This is a genomic window from Niveibacterium umoris (assembly GCF_014197015.1).
GTDB classification, from domain to species: domain Bacteria; phylum Pseudomonadota; class Gammaproteobacteria; order Burkholderiales; family Rhodocyclaceae; genus Niveibacterium; species Niveibacterium umoris.
In genome coordinates, this window is the sequence record NZ_JACIET010000001.1 from 2,309,603 (window position 1) to 2,326,255 (window position 16,653).

Consider the following 16,653-nt stretch of genomic DNA (forward strand, 5'->3'; position numbering starts at 1 on the left):
GGGGATTTTAGCAGAGCGACGGGGCAAAGCCCGGCCGCGGTGCCGCGGCGCAACATCTGCTTTCACTCCCAGTTCGCCCCCTGGCAAGGCGGCGAGCGGATACACTGCCGCCTGTCCGAAATCCGACACCGCAAACATGCCCCCAGCCGAGTCCCAACGTCCGTTGCTGCTGCTGGTCGATGACGACCCTTCGATCGTCGAAACGCTGGCATGGGCGCTCGCGCCGGACTTCGAAACGCTGGCCGCCGGTTCGAGACCGGAAGCGCTGGCGCTGGTGCGTCACTGCCACCGGCCGATCGACGCGGCATTGGTCGACCTCGGCTTGCCGCCGGTGCCGCATCGTCCGGACGAGGGGCTGGCGCTGGTCGGCGAACTGCTCGCGGCCTGGCCCAACCTGAACATCGTTGTACTTTCCGGGCAGGACGCACTGGCCAGCGCACGCCATGCCCGCGCAATCGGCGCCTTCGAGTTCTACCCGAAACCCTCGCCGCCGCCGATCCTGCGCGATGCCCTGCTGCGTGCAGCCGCGCAGACCCGTCGAACGCGCGACCAGGGCGCGAGGGACTTGCGGCTGGCCGGCGAATCCGCACCGATACGCGATGTGCGCGAGCAACTGGCGCGCCTTGCGGACGCCCCGTTTCCATTGCTGCTCGAAGGCGAATCCGGCACCGGCAAGGAACTGGCCGCCAAGGCGCTGCACGACAGCGGCTGCCGCGCCGCGAAACCCTTCGTTGCCGTCAACTGCGCCGCGATCGCGCCCGGCCTGATCGAAGCTGCGCTCTTTGGCCATGCGCGCGGCGCCTTCACCGGCGCGACTGGCGCCCGCGCCGGCTTCTTCGAAGAAGCGGGCGAAGGCAGTCTGTTCCTGGACGAAATTGGCGAATTGCCGCTCGAACTCCAGCCCAAGCTGCTGCGGGCGCTGGAAAACGGCGAGTTCGTCCGCGTCGGCGAGACCTCGACGCGCAAGTCCGCCGCGCGGGTCATCGCCGCCACCAATCGCAATCTGCGTGACGAGGTCAAGGCCGGCCGCTTCCGGGCCGACCTGTATCACCGCCTCAGCGTGCTGACGATCAGACTGCCGCCGCTGCGCGCGCTGGGCGAGGATCGATTTGTCCTGCTCGGGCATTACCTGCCCCTGCTGGCCGCCGAATCGGGGCTGCCAGCCTTCACGCTCGACGCCGAAGCGCGTGCCCTGTGGGAGCAATACAGCTTTCCTGGCAACGTACGGGAACTACGGAACGTGCTGTTGCGCCTGCTTGCGCGCCATGCCGGGCAGACCGTCACGCGAGCGCAGCTGGCCGCCGAACTCGACCTCGACCCGGCGACTCAGACTGACACGCTGACGAGCACCATCGAGCCGATCGGCGAAGGCTTCTCGCTCGACGAAGCCCTGCGCCGCACGGAACGACGTTACATCGAATCGGCGCTATCGCTCGCCCAGGGCAGCATCTCTCAGGCCGCGCGTCTGCTTGGCATCAACCGCACCACCTTGTATGGCCGCATCGGCGTGCTGGGCATGCGCCTGCCGACGGGCAGTGCCCGTGAGGACTGATCGATGAGCGCCGCGATGTACCTCGAACACTTCGGGCTCAATGCCCCGCCCTTCCGCATCACGGCCGATCCCGATTACTTCTACGACGGCGCCGAACGCGGTGCAACGCTCGACGCCCTGCTGTTCGCGCTGCGCTTTGAAGAGGGCGTCATCAAGGTCACCGGCGAAGTGGGCGCTGGCAAGACCATGCTGCTGCGCATGCTGCTCGAACGGCTGCCACCCGACACCATTGCAGTGTGGCTCGCCAATCCCTCGCTGACGCCCGCCGAACTGCTGCATACGATTGCCGAACAAATCGGCGCAAACACTGGCGACGCCGCGCAAAAGCCCGCACAGCTCGATCGCATCCAGCAAGGCCTGATCGATCTGTATGCCACCGGGCGGCGCGTGATCGTCCTCGTCGACGAGGCCCACGCGATGCCGCCGGCGTCGCTGGAACAGATCCGCCTGCTCTCCAACCTTGAGACGCCGCGCCACAAGCTGCTGCAGATCGTGCTGTTCGGTCAGCCGGAACTCGATGCGCTGCTCGCTCAACCGGCGCAGCGGCCGCTACGTGACCGCATCACCCACCACTTTGCGCTGGCGCCGCTGACCCGCGACGAAACCCGCGCCTACCTTTATCACCGCCTGCAGGCGGCCGGCCACCGCGGTCGGCCGCCCTTCTCCGCCGCGGCGATGAACGCCATTGCCCGCAGCGCCCGCGGGCTGACACGGCGTATCAATATCCTCGCGGACAAGGCATTGCTCGCCGCCTTTGCCGCCAGCCGCCACGATGTCGGCGTGCAAGAGGTGAGGCGCGCCGCGCGCGACGCAGCCCTGCCCGACCCGCTTCCGCTGCGCATGATCGGAGCGCTGGCCATCCTGGTGGGGCTCGTCGCGAGTGGCGGAGTTGCATATCAGGTCAGCCGGCCGGCGATCGAACACGTCGCACCCCAGCCCCACGCCGCTGCGTCACCCGCCAAGGCGCCGCCCGCCGCGAGCGTCCAGCCCGGCAAAACGCAGCAGGCGGCCCCGCCGGCAATCGCGCCAGCCTATGCAGACATCCTCGGTACGGCGGTTGCGACACGCCTTGCGGCCTCGCGCGAGTGGGTCGCAAGCCAGGATGGGGCGCGCTGGACGATCCAGGTCGGCGCCGCGGCGCCTCAGCAGGCCACCGAACTGGAACCGCTGATCCAGCGGATCGAGCAAGTCGGCGCAACGCAGCCGGTGCACCTCTACGCAGCCCCGGGAAAACCCGTCGGGCGCATCGGCGTGGTATGGGGGGATTTCGCCTCTGCGGCAGATGCGCGCCGCGCGCTGGCACAAATGCCAGAGTGGCTGCGCGATTCACGGCCCTATGTGCGCCCGATCGCGAGCATCCGGCCGCGTTCATCGGTCGCAAAACCTGCCGCGGCTGCCCCGCTTTCAGCTGCCGGGAATTCGGTTAAGATGGGATTCGATCCCACCGCCCAAGAGAAAGCCGGACCACGTCCATGATGAGACGCGCAGTCTCCGCCCTCTCCGCACTCGCCTTCCTCGTGTCAGCCGGCTGTGCCCAGAACCCGGTGAAGCCGGACACCGGCAAGCACATCGCCCCAGAAGCGGCGGCCTCGGCACCTGTCAACGGGCCCGCGCCGATTCCGGACCCGGTGCAACAGAGCTTCGCGCTGCCGCGGCCCAAATCGGCGGCACGCACCGAAACGCATTCGGTCGTCGTACATAACGTGAAGGCGCAGGATCTGCTGTTCGCCCTGGCGCGCGACGCCCGCATCAACGTCGACGTCCACCCTGGCGTCGAAGGCACGGTGACGCTCAACGCACTGGACCAGACGCTGCCGCAGTTGCTTGACCGCATTGCGCAACAGGTCGACATGCGCTGGGAAATGCGCGGCGAAACGCTGGTGGTGAAACCGGACTCGCCCTTCCTGCGCCTCTACAAGATCGACTACCTCAACATGGGGCGCGATTCGAATGCAGTCGTGTCGGTGTCGAGCGAACTGGGCAACGCCGGGGTCAATGGCATCACCAGCGCCGCCACGCAGTCACTCAATGGCGGCAGCAATTCCAGCACGCACATCGAGAACACCTCGCGCAACCGTTTCTGGGAGACATTGATCCGCAACCTGCAGGAAATCCTGCGCGAGACGGACAAGCTTGTCGCCGCCGACGCCAGCGCCACACGCAGTACCGCCGCGGCGCCAGCCTCCGCTACGCCGACGGCGCCGGCGATCGCGCTCGACAAGTACCTGATCGAGCGTTGCCGCAAGCTCAATCCGAAAGACGTCGATGCGATGCAGAGCTGCTACGCGCAGACAAGCCAGGAGATGCTTGCCGCAGAGCGTGTCGGCCGCGGCGCGCCTGAAGAAGTAACCAGCGCCACGACGAGCGGCCCGACATACCGCGAAGCGGCCTCGGTCATCGCCAGCCCCGAGACCGGAGTCGTCTCGGTGCGCGCCACCGCCCGCCAGCATGAGAAGGTGCAGGAATTCCTCGATCGCGTCATCGACAGCGCGCGCCGGCAGGTGCTGATTGAAGCCACCATCGCAGAAGTCGACCTGTCGCAAAACTACCAGCAGGGGGTCGACTGGTCGAAGATCGACCTGTCCGGCACCGGCTTCAGGATCTCCCAAGGCGCGCTTGGCAACATCGCAGCACCGGCTTCCAGCCTGATCGAGATCGGCTTCACGTCGAAGGGCGGCAGCTTTGCCGGCAGCGTCAAGCTGCTCGAGTCCTTCGGCGACGTAAAGGTGCTATCGAGCCCCAAGGTCTCGGTGTTGAACAACCAGACTGCCGTACTGAAAGTCGTCGACAACTCGGTCTACTTCACGATCCAGACCAATGTGCAGCGCGGCAACGGCACCAGCCAGGGCGACCTGACGACCTACAACACGACGGTGCATACGGTGCCGATCGGGCTGATCCTCAACGTCACGCCGCAGATCGGCGACAACGGCACGGTGATCCTGAACGTGCGCCCCAGCCTGTCGCGCATCGTCGGCAAGGCCGTGGACCCGAATCCGCAATTGAAGCTTCTGAACATCACCAACGAGATTCCGGTGGTGCGCGCGCGCGAGATTGAATCGGTGATCCGCGTCGAAAACGGCAACATCGCGGTCATGGGCGGCCTGATGGAGGACGCGATCGAGTTCAACAAGGACACGGTGCCCGGTGCTGCCGGCCTGCCCCTGATCGGCGGCCTGTTCCAGAACCGCAACGACACGCGCCGCAAGAGCGAACTGGTGATCCTGCTGCGGCCAACCATCGTGCGTCAGTCCAGCCTCGAAGGCGACTATCGCGAGCAACGCGGCAGCCTGCCGGGTAACGAATTCTTCAAGAGCGAATCAGGCCCCAGCCTGCTCAACCTGGATCGCATCCCGACGGCGACCGGCACGAAATGAGCCTGCTGATCGATGCCCTTCGCAAGGCCGAGGCCAACCGGCAGCAAGCGGTGGGCGGCGCCAATGCGGCAGCATCCGAAGTCGCCGAAGCGCTATCGCTCGAACCGATCGATCTCGACACCGCCGACCTGCCGCCGGCCGCAGCCCCGGCGGGCGCCTATGCGTCTGCCACCAAGGCGGGGCAACCACGCTTGCCGTCCGTCAGCGCCACAGCAGCGGCAGACGAGGCTGCGCGCCGGAATGCTCGCCAACTGTTCAACTCGAAGCCGGTGCAACGCACCTCGCCGGTGTGGTGGGCCGCGACAGGCGCGCTGATCATTGCCGCGGGCGGCGTGGGCTACGTGTGGTTGCAGACCCAGCCGCGCACACTGGGTGTGGTGCAGCCACCCGCGCGCGCGGTGACGTCGGTCGAGGCCGATCACGCGGTCAGCGCGCCTATCGCACAGTCCGCTCAGGCCGAAGCGGCACCGCCTGCACCGCCGGTCAAGATCGATCCCGCTGCCGATCCCGTCCGCCCGGGCCGCAATCGCCCCCGCGCCAGCGGCGTCGCCGCTGCTGACGGGGCCGCGGACCCGGTCGTTCTACGCGCCGGCGGCCCAGCCACCCGCTCAGCCGCCAGCACCGCGATCGAGATGGCCTATGGCGCGTACGAGCGGGGTGAACTGGCCCTCGCACGCTCGCTTTACCAGGAAGCGCTTCGCACCGATCCGCGCGCGGCCGACGCACTCAACGGCCTCGCCGCTACGGCCTTGCGACAGGGCCAACCCCGCGAAGCGGAGCAACTCTTCTCGCGTGCGCTGCAGAACAATCCACAGGACGCGGTTGCGCGCGCGGGCATGCTTTCGCTCGGTCGTGAGACCGACCCGATGGCTGCGGAGAGTCGCCTCAAAGGCGCCATCGCGGAAACGCCGGGCACCGCCAGCAACCACTTCGCATTGGGCAACCTGCAGGCGGCGAGCGGACGCTGGAACGACGCACAGCAGTCCTACTTCAGCGCCTGCACGCTGGAGCCCGACAACCCGGATTACCTCTTCAACCTGGCCGTCGCGCTGGACCGTATCAACCAGCCACGACTCGCTCGGCAATACTACGAACGCGCGCTGAGCGCCGCCGAAAAGCGCCCGGCGGCCTTCGACAAACAGGCCGCGTTGCGCCGCGCCCAGTCGCTGGCCGCACTCTGACCGGATGACCGACCCGCTCTCGCTCAATCGCCAACCGCTAGGCCAGTTGCTGATCACGCAAGGCTTGATCGGCGAAGACCAGTTGCGTATCGCGCTGATGGAGCAGGCGCGCACCAACCAGGCGCTGGGCAAGCTGCTGATCGAGCTTGGCTTCGTATCGGAGAGCACGCTGCGCGACGCGCTGTCCGAGACTCTCGGCAAGCAGGCGGTCGATCTGTCACGTGCGATCGTCGATCCGGTCGCTTTGAGCCTGGTGCCGCAGGAACTCGCCAAACGCCACCGCCTGCTGCCGCTGAGCTTCGACCCGCTGGGTCGCGCGCTGACGGTGGCGATTTCCGATCTCGATGACATCGTCGCGCTCGACAAGCTGCGCAGCACGCTGCCCGAAGACATCTCGATTGACACGATGCTGGCGGGCGACTCGGAGATTGTCCGTGCGATCGACCAGCATTACGGCTACGAACTGTCGATCGACGGCATCCTCAACGAGATCGAGACCGGCGAAGTCGACTTCCGCAGCCTGGCCTATTCGGGGGACGAATACAGCCAGCCGGTGGTGCGCCTGGTGGATGCGTTGCTGGCTGACGCGGTGAAGCGGGAGTCCTCGGACATCCACTTCGAGCCGGAAGCGAACTTCCTGCGCATCCGCTACCGCATCGACGGCATGCTGCGACAGATCCGCGCGCTGCACCGCTCGTACTGGTCGGCGATGGCGGTGCGGCTGAAGGTGATGGCGAACCTGAACATCGCCGAGACCCGCGCGCCGCAGGATGGCCGCATCTCGATCAACATCAGCGGCCGCCCGGTGGATTTCCGCGTCTCGGCGCAACCGACGATCCACGGCGAGAACATCGTGCTGCGGGTGCTCGATCGCCAGAAAGGCATCGTCCCGCTGAACGACCTGGGCCTCGGCGAGGCCCAGCTCGACATGCTCAAGCTGATGATCGCGCGCCCCGAAGGCATCATCCTCGTCACAGGCCCCACCGGCAGCGGCAAGACCACCACGCTGTACTCGATCCTGCGTCACATCAACGACGAAGGCATCAACATCATGACGCTGGAGGATCCGGTCGAATACCCGATGGCCATGATCCGCCAGACCTCGATCTCCGAAGCGACCAAGCTCGACTTCGCCAACGGCGTGCGGGCAATGATGCGGCAGGATCCGGATGTGATCCTGGTGGGCGAAATCCGCGACGCGGACACCGCCGAGATGGCCTTCCGCGCGGCCATGACGGGCCATCAGGTGTACTCGACGCTGCATACCAATTCCGCGCTGGGCGTGATCCCGCGCCTGCTCGACATCGGCATCCAGCCCGACATCATGGCCGGCCACATCATCGGGGTCGTCGGGCAGCGCCTGGTGCGCAAGCTGTGCCCGCACTGCAAGCGCGCCCGGCCTCCCGAATCCTTCGAGCTGCGGCTGATGGCGATTGCGCCGGAGCGCGCGCCGGCCAGCATTTTCGAACCCGGCGGCTGTACCCGCTGCGAATTCCAGGGCTTCCGTGGCCGCAGCGCGATCATGGAAGTGGTGCGGATGGACGGCGACCTCGACGAGTTGGTGGCCCGCCGCGCAACCCTGCGCGAAATCCGCAATGCTGCGCGCGCCAAGGGCTTCCGCACACTCGCCGAAGACGGCGTACGGCGTGTGCTCGACGGCACCACCTCGCTGGCTGAACTTGCGCGCGTGGTCGACCTGACCGACCGCATGTCCTGAGGCCGGCGACATGGCTGTCTTTGCCTACCGCGCCATGAACCGCACCGGCCGCGTGATCCGCGGCGAGATGGAGGCGGTGAATCTGGTCGATCTGGAACTGCGCCTGCGCCGGATGGACCTCGACTTCATCAACGGCGAAGCCGCGCGTACCGGGGTCGCCTGGCGGCGCGGCCGCATCCCACGGCGCGAGCTGATGCACTTCTGCTTTCACCTCGAACAGCTCACACGCGCGGGCGTGCCGATTCTCGAATCGCTCTGCGACCTGCGCGACTCCACCGTGCACGCGCGCTTCCGCGAGATCGTGGCCGGTCTGGTCGAAAGCATCGAGGGGGGGCGCAGTCTCTCGCAGGCAATGCAGGAACAGCCCACCGCCTTCGATTCGGTGTTTTGCGCGTTGATCCGCGCCGGCGAGGCGACCGGCAACCTGCCGGAAGTGCTCGACGCGCTCAACGAATCGCTCAAGCGCGACGACGAACTGGCCAGCTATACCCAGCGTCTGGTGATCTACCCGAGCATCGTGGTCAGCGTGATTCTCGGCGCGATCACCGTGTCGATGGTCTACGTAGTCCCGGAGCTGTCGAAGCTCTTCGTTTCCACTGGCCAGGCGCTGCCTTTCCACACTCGCGCGCTGATTGCGGTGTCGCATGTCGTCAGCCAGCATGGCTGGTGGCTGGCGCTGTTGCTGGTCGGGTCTGTCATCGGGCTGCGGATTGCCGCCATCAACAACACCAATCTGCAGATGCGGATCGACAGGGCGAAGCTCTCCGCCCCGTTGTTCGGCGAGGTATACCGCAAGATCATCCTCGCCCGCTTCGCTTCGCTGTTCTCAATGATGTACGGCTCAGGCATCGCGATCATAGATTCGGTGCGGATCGCACAGGACGTGGCCGGCAACAAGCTGGTGCAGCGGGCGCTGATCCAGGTCGAACAGCACATTGCCGAGGGTCAGAATGTCACCTCGGCATTCGGACGGGTCGGGCTCTTCCCGCCGCTGGTGACGCGCATGCTGCGCATCGGCGAGAACACCGGCGCGCTCGACAAGGCGCTGCAGAATGTCAGCTACTTTTACGAACGCGATGTGCGCGAGTCGATAGCACGGGTGCAGACCATGATGGAGCCCATCCTGACGCTTCTGCTCGGCTCGCTGCTGCTTTGGGTGATGCTGTCGGTGCTCGGCCCGATCTACGACATCATCACCCGGATGAAGGTCTGACATGAGACAAGCCGCACGCTCACCGCGTTCGCTGCCCCCAGTGCGGGAGCGTCAGTGTCTTCGGGCCACCGGGCGTCACTGACATGGCGCTCCGCTACCTCCTCTACCTCGAATCGGGCGGCATCTCCAGTTGGTACTGGCAGAGCGGCCAGATGGCGCCGGGGCCGTCGTTCGACAACGACGAGGGCGGCCATGCGGCGTTCGCGGCCTGGCTCGAAGAGTGCCGCGGCGGGCATTTCACGGTGCTGGCCGACTGCGTCGAGGAAGGCTTCCAGGTCGATACGACACCGCATGTCGTGGGGCCGGACCGCCACGCGCTGATCGCGCGCAAGCAGAACCAGTATTTCTACGGCTCGCCCTATGCGACCGCGATTTCGCTCGGGCGCGAACGTACCGGCCGGCGTGACGAGCGCATCCTGTTCGCGGCGATCACCCGTGCCGCCCTGCTCGAACCCTGGATCGAGCGGATGCGCACGGCCGACATCGTGCTCACCGGCATCACATCGCCAGCGCTGGTGCTGCCGCATCTGGTGCGCCCGCAGATCCGCGCCAACGCCCGGCTGCTGGTCGTCACGCTGACACCCGCGGGTTTGCGCCAGACGCTCTTCGAAGACGGCAACCTGCGGTTCTCGCGGCTGTCGACCAGTGCCGAATCGCACACCACCGCGTGGAGTGCGACGATTCCGTACGAGGTTCAGAAGACCTACCAGTACCTGGTCACCCAGCGGGTCATCGCGCGCGGCTCGCCAGTCGTCACAGCGGTGGTCGTGCATGAGCAGGATCTGGCCGCAGCGCGCAGTGCCTGCCCGGATTCCGATGCCGTGCGCTACCTCATGCTCGATATCGGTGAGCGCGCACAGGCATCCGGCCTCAAGGGGCCACCCACCGATTCCGACGCCACACTGTTGCTGCTCAACGCGGCGGCACGCCAGACCGGCGGCCCGCAATTCGCGCCCGCGCGCGACCGGCTTGCGTGGCGCTGGTGGGTCGCGCGGCGCTTCGTGCTCGCCGCCGGCATGGTCGGTCTGTGCGCAGCCCTGCTGTTTGCCAGCAAAACGGTGTTCGATACCCGCACGCTGCGTCAGTCAATTGACGACATCGCCCTCGACACCCAGACCCGGCATCTGCGTTACGAGCGCCTGCTGGCCACGCTGCCCAAACTGCCGGTGTCGCTCGACGCGCTTCAGGCGGGCGTGGGCGGGCTCGAACGCATCGACGCGCTCGCCGCGGGACCGGCGGATGCGTTGGTACGGCTGAGTCATGCGATCGACCGCCACCCCGGGGTTCAGGTACGACGCATCGAATGGTCGCTCGCCCCGGATGCCTTTGACCCGCGCGGCCCGGCCGCCGCCACTGGGGCGCCGGACACTCCGGCGCTGTCCAACGTGAATCGCGGCACCCTGCGCGATCTGCTCACGATCGAGGCGACGCTGCCGTCCACCTCGCCGATGAGCCAGCGCGAGGCGGTGCTCGCGATCAATGCACTGCTGGACGACATCCGCCGCGAAGGCGCAGCGGAGGCGAGCGTGGTGCGTCTGCCCTTCGAGTACACCTCGGACCGCACCTTGCGAAGCAATGCCAGCGCACGTGAGCCCGACGCCCGCTTCGTGCTCAAGGCAGCCTTTCCGAGCCGGAGTCCCAAGCCATGAATACGCCTGCCCTGCGTCGCTTCGTGCTGGCGCTGCTGGCCGCCCTGGCGATGATCGGCATCGGCTTCGCTGCACTTTCTGCTGCGCTCAAAGGCAAGGAGAGCGCCGAAGCCGACTTCCGCACCGCGGAGCGCGAGCGCAACGCCATTGCCAGCCGACTCAGCGCGGCGCAACGTGACGAGCCGGAAATCCGCCGCGCGCTCGCGCAGTTCGATGCCCTGCGCAAACAGGGTCTGGTGGGCGCCGAACGACGCCTCGAATGGGCCGAAGCTGTCACCCAGACGCGCGCCCGTCGCAAATTGCCTTCGCTGGAATTCGAGCTGGCACCGCAGCGCACGTTGCCGGGCGCGCATCCGGAACTGCCCCTGTTATCAAGCGCGATGACGCTGCGTGCCCGCGTCTGGCACGAGGGCGACTTACTGCGCATCCTCGGCGATCTGCATGGGCAGCGCAGTGCGACCGTGCTGCCGCGTCACTGCGTCATCGAGCGCGACTCAGGCGACACCGGCGACGAGGCGGCTCCCCTCGGCGTTGTTTGTGAGCTAGACTGGATTACGCTTGGCACCCCCGGCCCGGTTCGCCCATGAAATCATCACTGCTGCCCCTCCTTCTCGTCGCAAGTGCCGCGCTCGCCGAACCGCCCGCAGCGGATCCGGCTGCGCCGCTCGGCCGTCTGTTCAACACTGCCGAACGCCGCGCGAAACTCGACGGCATGCGTGAGCGCAACATCGAACCCGGCACCACACGCACTGAATCCGAAGTTCGTCTCGACGGCATCGTGCGCACCAGCGACGGCCGCAGCACGGTGTGGGTCAATGGGGTCGCGCGCACCGACCGCGCCGCGGTCACCCACCTCGGCGAACACAGTGCGCGGATCGCCACCGGAAGCGGCCAATCGGTCGAGCTGCCGGTTGGCGGTTCGATCAGGATGGTCGCCGACGATCAGAACCGGTGAAGCTGCGCCGCCCCGGCGGCTTTGCGCTGCCAATCGTCCTGATCCTGCTCAGCGCGGTGGCGGTATTCGTTGCAGTCAAAACCCTGCGTACCTTCAATGGCTTTGACCTGCGGGCAAGCATGCGGACCGATCGCGCGCTTGGCTTGGCGCGCGAGGCGTTGATCCAGCACGCGGTATGGGAAGACTCCTCCCCGGGCGCACTGCCCTGCCCGGATTTGGACAACAACGGCACGGCCGCTTCGAGCTGCGCGGCCGGGGCCATCGGTCGCCTGCCGTGGCGTACGCTGGGCATGGAGCCCCCGACCGACGCCAGCGGCGAGTGCCTGTGGTACGCGCTGTCCCCCGGCGCCCGGAGCCAGTTAGCGCCGTCGACACGCGGCCCCGGCGGGACGCAGCCTGCGCTGAACCCGGATTACACAGGCGAACTGGATCTGACGGATAGCGCGACGGCCACGGTGAGCAAGGTCGTCGCAGTCATCATCGCCCCCGGCCGAGCGCTGCCAGGCCAGGTCCGCACCGGATCGGCAAGCGCTTGCAACGACGGCGTCCCGTCCGCCTTCCTCGACAGCCGCACCGGCATCGACAACGCCGGTAGCGGCATGACGTTCGTCAGCGGCCCTCCGGATGACGCGTTCAACGACCGGATCCTTGCGATCACCTCAGCGGATCTCTTCACCGCGGTCGCCCCCCGCGTGCTGGTTGAGCTTTCGATGCCCAACCGCTCGTCGCTCAGTGGACTCCGGATGTTGTTCGGGATTGGCGGAAGCTTCTCGCCGGCGAGTCTCGCCGACGGCAGCAAACTCAAGCTGGACTTCCTGAATCCGACGGTGATCAGTGCCTTTCCCGCTCCGCCCCTCCCGGCGTCCGCCCCCGACAACCCCAAGATCGAAGTGCAGGATGACGGCGGCTGCCCACACTACGTGGTCACCCGCGATGACGGCGTCGACGCGCTGGGCAATCCGCTCCGCAAATCCTCAGGTGCGCCGGGCAATTTTGCCATTGAGTGGCTCTGTTTCAACCGCTGGCTCGATTACATCGGTTACGCGCCGGCCGACACCTCAGCGCGATTGGACCTCTCATCACGATGGGTCGGCAAGCGGGGCTGGGAAGCCGTTGCCGACTCTGCCGCCCCGGTTACACTTACTCGCACGCCGTCCCCATGAATCACCGTATTGAAGTGCCAAAGAATCTGGGCTTCACCCTGATCGAGATGGCAGTCGCGATCGCCATCATCGCGGTATTGAGCACAAGCGTCCTGATGGCGGTCCGAGTCCAGGCTGTGCAGCGCCAGACAAGCGAAACCCGAGCTGCCTTGGACGAGGCGCGTGAGGCCTTGCTCGCTTTTGCATCGGCCAACGGCTACCTGCCCTGCCCGGCGAGCGGCGCCGCAGCGGGCTACGGCAAGGAAGGCAGTCGGAGTAACGACGGGGTCTGTGTCAACCGTCGCGGCTTGCTACCTTGGGAGACGTTGGGCATTCAATCGCTCGACGGCTGGAATCACCGCCTGGCCTATCTGGTTTCGCCGGCACTCACCGTGCCCCCCGCCACACCTTCGCCGCCATCTGTCCACTTCACGCTCGACACTGCGGGCACAGTGAGGATCGCCCCCAGCGCCGCCAGCGGGGGATCCGACTCAACCCTGCTCGCAAGCGCCGGCTCTGTTGCCTGCGCGGTCTGGTCTTACGGTTCGAACGGATACTTTGCAAACAACCCCGACGGGTCGGCAATCAACGGCGCGTCGGCGGGGCCGGACGAAACCCAGAACGGTTCCGGGTCCGACTTGGTCGTCGTCGCGCGCGACATATCGGAGAATCCGGCCGCCGCGGGCGGCGCCTTCGATGATCAGGTCATCTGGATTTCGCGCTTCGTCCTTTTCGGCCGCATGATGGCTGCCGGAAAACTCCCCTGAGGCCGCGCCGTCCCGCACGTTGACCCCGATCGCATCGGCACGACAAACTGTCGGGCATCATGTTGTGCACCATGAATTTTCTCGAACGCCTGCGAAACGCGGGCATCAACCCCGGCGACAGTGAAGAACTGCGGCTGCAGAAGGCGCTGCTGGTGCTTGCCAGCGGCTTGGTGTCGATCGCCGCGATAGGCTGGCTGCTGATTTACTGGGCCCTCGGGCCAAAACTGTCCACGACGCTGCCCTTCGTGCTGCAGGTGCTCGTCGCGACCAACCTGCTGATCTACGCCGCGAGCGGAAATTTCGCGGTGTTCCGTTTCAGCCAGCTTGCCATCTTCCTGTTCTTTCCCTTCATCGCACAGTGGGCGATGGGGAACTTCGTTACTGCGTCGGGCGTGATCCTTTGGGGGCTGCTCGCGCCGGTCGGAGCGCTGCTCTGCGCCGGTCCGCGAGAATCGGTGCCCTGGTTCGTTGCCTACCTTTTCCTGACTTTGCTGACCGGAGGTTTCGACTTCCTGCTGGCCGACTACCTGATCGGCATGCCTGCGCCGGTGCCGCTGAAGGCATCCATGGCCTTCTTCGCGCTCAACTTCGCCACCATTTCGTCCATCGTATGGCTGCTGATGCGCTTTGCGATTCTCGAACGCCAGAAGGCGCTCGCTGCGCTGGAAGACGCCCACCGCCTGCTTGGGATCGAGCAGGATCGGTCCGAACGCCTGCTGCTCAACATCCTCCCTCAACCGGTGGCGCAGCGCCTGAAAGACGACGACTGCACGATCGCCGACGGCTTCGCCGATGTCACGGTGATGTTCGCTGACATCGTCAGCTTTACCGAGCTCGCGTCGGACATGACCCCGCAACAGGTGTTCGGGATGCTGAACCGGGTCTTCTCGAAGTTCGACGAGATGGCCGAGCGCCTCGGCCTGGAGAAGATCAAGACGATCGGCGACGCCTACATGGTGGCCGGCGGACTCAACACCGAATCAAACGACCCCTGCGCAGCCATCGCACAACTGGCGCTGGAGATGCGGGACTGGTTGGCCGGCGCAGGCGCACGCGGCGCCAACCCGCTGCGGGTACGGATCGGCATCGGCACCGGGCCAGTGGTGGCCGGGGTGGTTGGCAAAAAGAAATTTATCTACGACCTGTGGGGCGACACGGTGAACCTCGCCAGCCGCATTACCGGCGAGGGCGCGCCAGGGTCGATCCAATGCGACGCGGCCACCTACGCGCGCCTGCGCGACCGCTTCGTCTTCGAGCCCCCGCACATCGTGCCGATCAAGGGGAAAGGCACGGTGGTCGTGCACCGCCTCGCGGGGCGTCTGGGTCAGCAGGTCGGGCAAGCGTTGCCGACGCACCCTCAACGGGCCAAGGTACCCGGCGGCGCCTGATCGAGCCTGAAGCGCACCGCGCCGTCACGGTTTTCAACCAAGCGCACCTGCCAGCCAAGCAAGGCCGCCTCGCGCGCCAATTGCAGCATGCCCACCCCGAGCCCGGCTTCCGAGGTCAGCGGTTCGCGCATAAGGCGCGCGGCGCGGTCACGGGGCACTGCGGCACCATCATCCGAGACTTCCAGCACCACATGCCCCTGCTGCACCGCCAGATTCACTGTAATCACCGGCAAGCCGGCCGCGCCGGACTTGTCGCGAGCATTCTGGACGCAGTTGTCGACAAAGCGGTCGAAGAGGCCGGCAGGCACGTTCAGTTGCGCAGGCGCTTCACCCACGCACGTCACGCCGTGCAGTCTGCTGCACAGCCGCGCCCACCAGGCATCCAGAAGCTCGATGTCGGCCGCACCGGACTCCGGCTGGCGCAACTTGTCGAGCGTCAGCCGTAATCGCGCAGCGAGCACCGGTAACTGGCGCTGGATCAGGATACGGGTGCCATCGGGGTCGCGCTCGAATCCGCTTTCCGCCACGTAGAGGATGGTCTCGAACGACTGCAGCAGATTCTTTACGTCGTGCGTGAGTCGCGCGCCGGTTTCGTGAATCGCCCGCAGGTATCCGATTTCGGCCAGATCCGCGGCTTGCCGGCGTGCGAGCAGGAATTCTGCGAGGATCTTCACCATCAGATCCCAGCGCCACAGTGTCACCGCGTCGGCGGCGCCGCGCGTGCCAAAGGTCACTGTCAGCTCGCCATGGGCGATGCGGGACGTATGGCGCCCCAATCGCCCAACGGCGCCCTCGGCACCGCCGCCGGCCTTCCAGTGCACACCAGTGACACCCGGCAAATCGAGGATCCGGCGCACCGCGGCAGTCAGGAACGCATCGGCCGAACTCGCGCTGCGCGCCTCCTCCGACACTTCGCCCAGCCACTCTTCGAGCGGCAAGCCCCCGGCCAACGCGCGGCGAGACAGCAGCAGGGCAACACCAGAGTAACCGCCACGCGGATTCCACAACCACCCCAGCATCAGCAGCACCAGGGCGACCGAGACCACGGCGGCGATCAGCGCCCGCTCGTACGGCTCGCCGCCAAGAAACATGAAGGCCAGCGCGGTCAGCACAATGGTACCGACGGCCAGCATTGCCGTCGCCGCCGCTGCAAAGTCCGGCAGGGCCCCACTCGTCCGGTTTCGCCGCCTGAAAGCGAGCAGCGCGACCCCACCCACCAGCACATAGCCGGTATTGCAGGCCACTTTGGCGAGCAAGGCCCGTATATCCGGGTCTATCGGCACGCCAAACGGCACCAGCCAGGCAAACAGCGCCAGCGCCAGGTAGGCAAAGCCCAGTTCCTCAGGCAGTCGATCACGCCGTGAGCTGCGGGTTGCCGCCTGCGCGACGACCAGCCCCGCCAGCATCCCCACCCACACAGACAAGCTGACCCAGCCCAGCATCTGCTGGAAGCCGACAAGGCCGATCACCAGCAGCACGAAGGGCAGCACGTCGATGCGCCGGTCCGCCGACACCATCGGCTGCCAAAGCAAAAAGGCGCCGAGATGCGCCGTCAGCAGCATGCGTCCAACCCAGGTCTCGAAGCCGGCGACCAGCGCGAGTTGCAGGCACAGCAGCATCCCGGTCAGGACGTAACCCGGGTTGCGAACCCGTTTGCGCCAATCCCCAAGCTGGCTCATGTCGCCACCGCCAAAACGTCTGTTTTTAGTCGC

General features: G+C 66.5%; 13 protein-coding genes. 12 read left to right on the top strand and 1 reads right to left on the bottom strand.

What is annotated here, in order from left to right:
- Positions 1-136 precede the first annotated feature (136 nt).
- From GGR36_RS10450 to GGR36_RS10505, 12 genes are all read left to right on the top strand, one after another.
- Complete coding sequence (locus tag GGR36_RS10450; protein ID WP_183634530.1) at positions 137-1,552, top strand: sigma-54-dependent transcriptional regulator; 1,416 nt, start codon at positions 137-139, stop codon at positions 1,550-1,552.
- 3 nt (positions 1,553-1,555) lie between these two features.
- Positions 1,556-3,028: an ExeA family protein gene (locus GGR36_RS10455; RefSeq protein ID WP_183634531.1), complete on the top strand. Its 1,473-nt coding sequence runs from the start codon at positions 1,556-1,558 to the stop codon at positions 3,026-3,028.
- The gene (locus GGR36_RS10460; RefSeq protein WP_183634532.1) at positions 3,025-4,929 is read left to right on the top strand and encodes a pilus (MSHA type) biogenesis protein MshL; all 1,905 of its coding nucleotides are present in this window, start codon (positions 3,025-3,027) and stop codon (positions 4,927-4,929) included. The genes GGR36_RS10455 and GGR36_RS10460 overlap by 4 nt, the downstream gene beginning before the upstream one ends.
- A complete protein-coding gene (locus GGR36_RS10465; protein ID WP_183634533.1) occupies positions 4,926-6,110 on the top strand; it encodes a tetratricopeptide repeat protein in 1,185 nt (394 codons plus the stop codon). Before GGR36_RS10460 ends, GGR36_RS10465 begins: the two co-directional genes overlap by 4 nt.
- A 4-nt stretch (positions 6,111-6,114) precedes the next feature.
- On the top strand, positions 6,115-7,827 hold the full coding sequence (locus GGR36_RS10470) for a GspE/PulE family protein (protein ID WP_183634534.1): 1,713 nt from the start codon (positions 6,115-6,117) through the stop codon (positions 7,825-7,827).
- A 10-nt stretch (positions 7,828-7,837) separates the two neighbouring features.
- Positions 7,838-9,040 (top strand): type II secretion system F family protein, encoded by a 1,203-nt coding sequence (locus GGR36_RS10475; RefSeq protein WP_183634535.1) that lies wholly within the window; start codon positions 7,838-7,840, stop codon positions 9,038-9,040.
- Between the two features lie 83 nt (positions 9,041-9,123).
- Positions 9,124-10,689: a hypothetical protein gene (locus tag GGR36_RS10480; protein ID WP_183634536.1), complete on the top strand. Its 1,566-nt coding sequence runs from the start codon at positions 9,124-9,126 to the stop codon at positions 10,687-10,689.
- Positions 10,686-11,276 carry a hypothetical protein gene (locus GGR36_RS10485; protein ID WP_183634537.1) on the top strand — a complete coding sequence of 197 codons (591 nt, stop codon included), beginning with the start codon at positions 10,686-10,688 and terminating at the stop codon, positions 11,274-11,276. Before GGR36_RS10480 ends, GGR36_RS10485 begins: the two co-directional genes overlap by 4 nt.
- Complete coding sequence (locus GGR36_RS10490) at positions 11,273-11,644, top strand: hypothetical protein (RefSeq protein WP_183634538.1); 372 nt, start codon at positions 11,273-11,275, stop codon at positions 11,642-11,644. The genes GGR36_RS10485 and GGR36_RS10490 overlap by 4 nt, the downstream gene beginning before the upstream one ends.
- The gene (locus GGR36_RS10495; protein WP_183634539.1) at positions 11,641-12,807 is read left to right on the top strand and encodes a hypothetical protein; all 1,167 of its coding nucleotides are present in this window, start codon (positions 11,641-11,643) and stop codon (positions 12,805-12,807) included. The genes GGR36_RS10490 and GGR36_RS10495 overlap by 4 nt, the downstream gene beginning before the upstream one ends.
- Entirely contained in the window at positions 12,804-13,553 is a 750-nt protein-coding gene (locus tag GGR36_RS10500) for a type II secretion system protein (protein ID WP_183634540.1), read from the top strand. Before GGR36_RS10495 ends, GGR36_RS10500 begins: the two co-directional genes overlap by 4 nt.
- Positions 13,554-13,624: 71 nt before the next feature.
- On the top strand, positions 13,625-14,941 hold the full coding sequence (locus GGR36_RS10505; RefSeq protein ID WP_183634541.1) for an adenylate/guanylate cyclase domain-containing protein: 1,317 nt from the start codon (positions 13,625-13,627) through the stop codon (positions 14,939-14,941).
- On the opposite strand, the gene GGR36_RS10510 is transcribed toward GGR36_RS10505, so the two are convergent.
- Entirely contained in the window at positions 14,911-16,620 is a 1,710-nt protein-coding gene (locus GGR36_RS10510) for an ATP-binding protein (protein ID WP_183634542.1), read from the bottom strand. The two genes, GGR36_RS10505 and GGR36_RS10510, sit on opposite strands and share 31 nt — an antisense overlap.
- Positions 16,621-16,653: the final 33 nt, after the last annotated feature.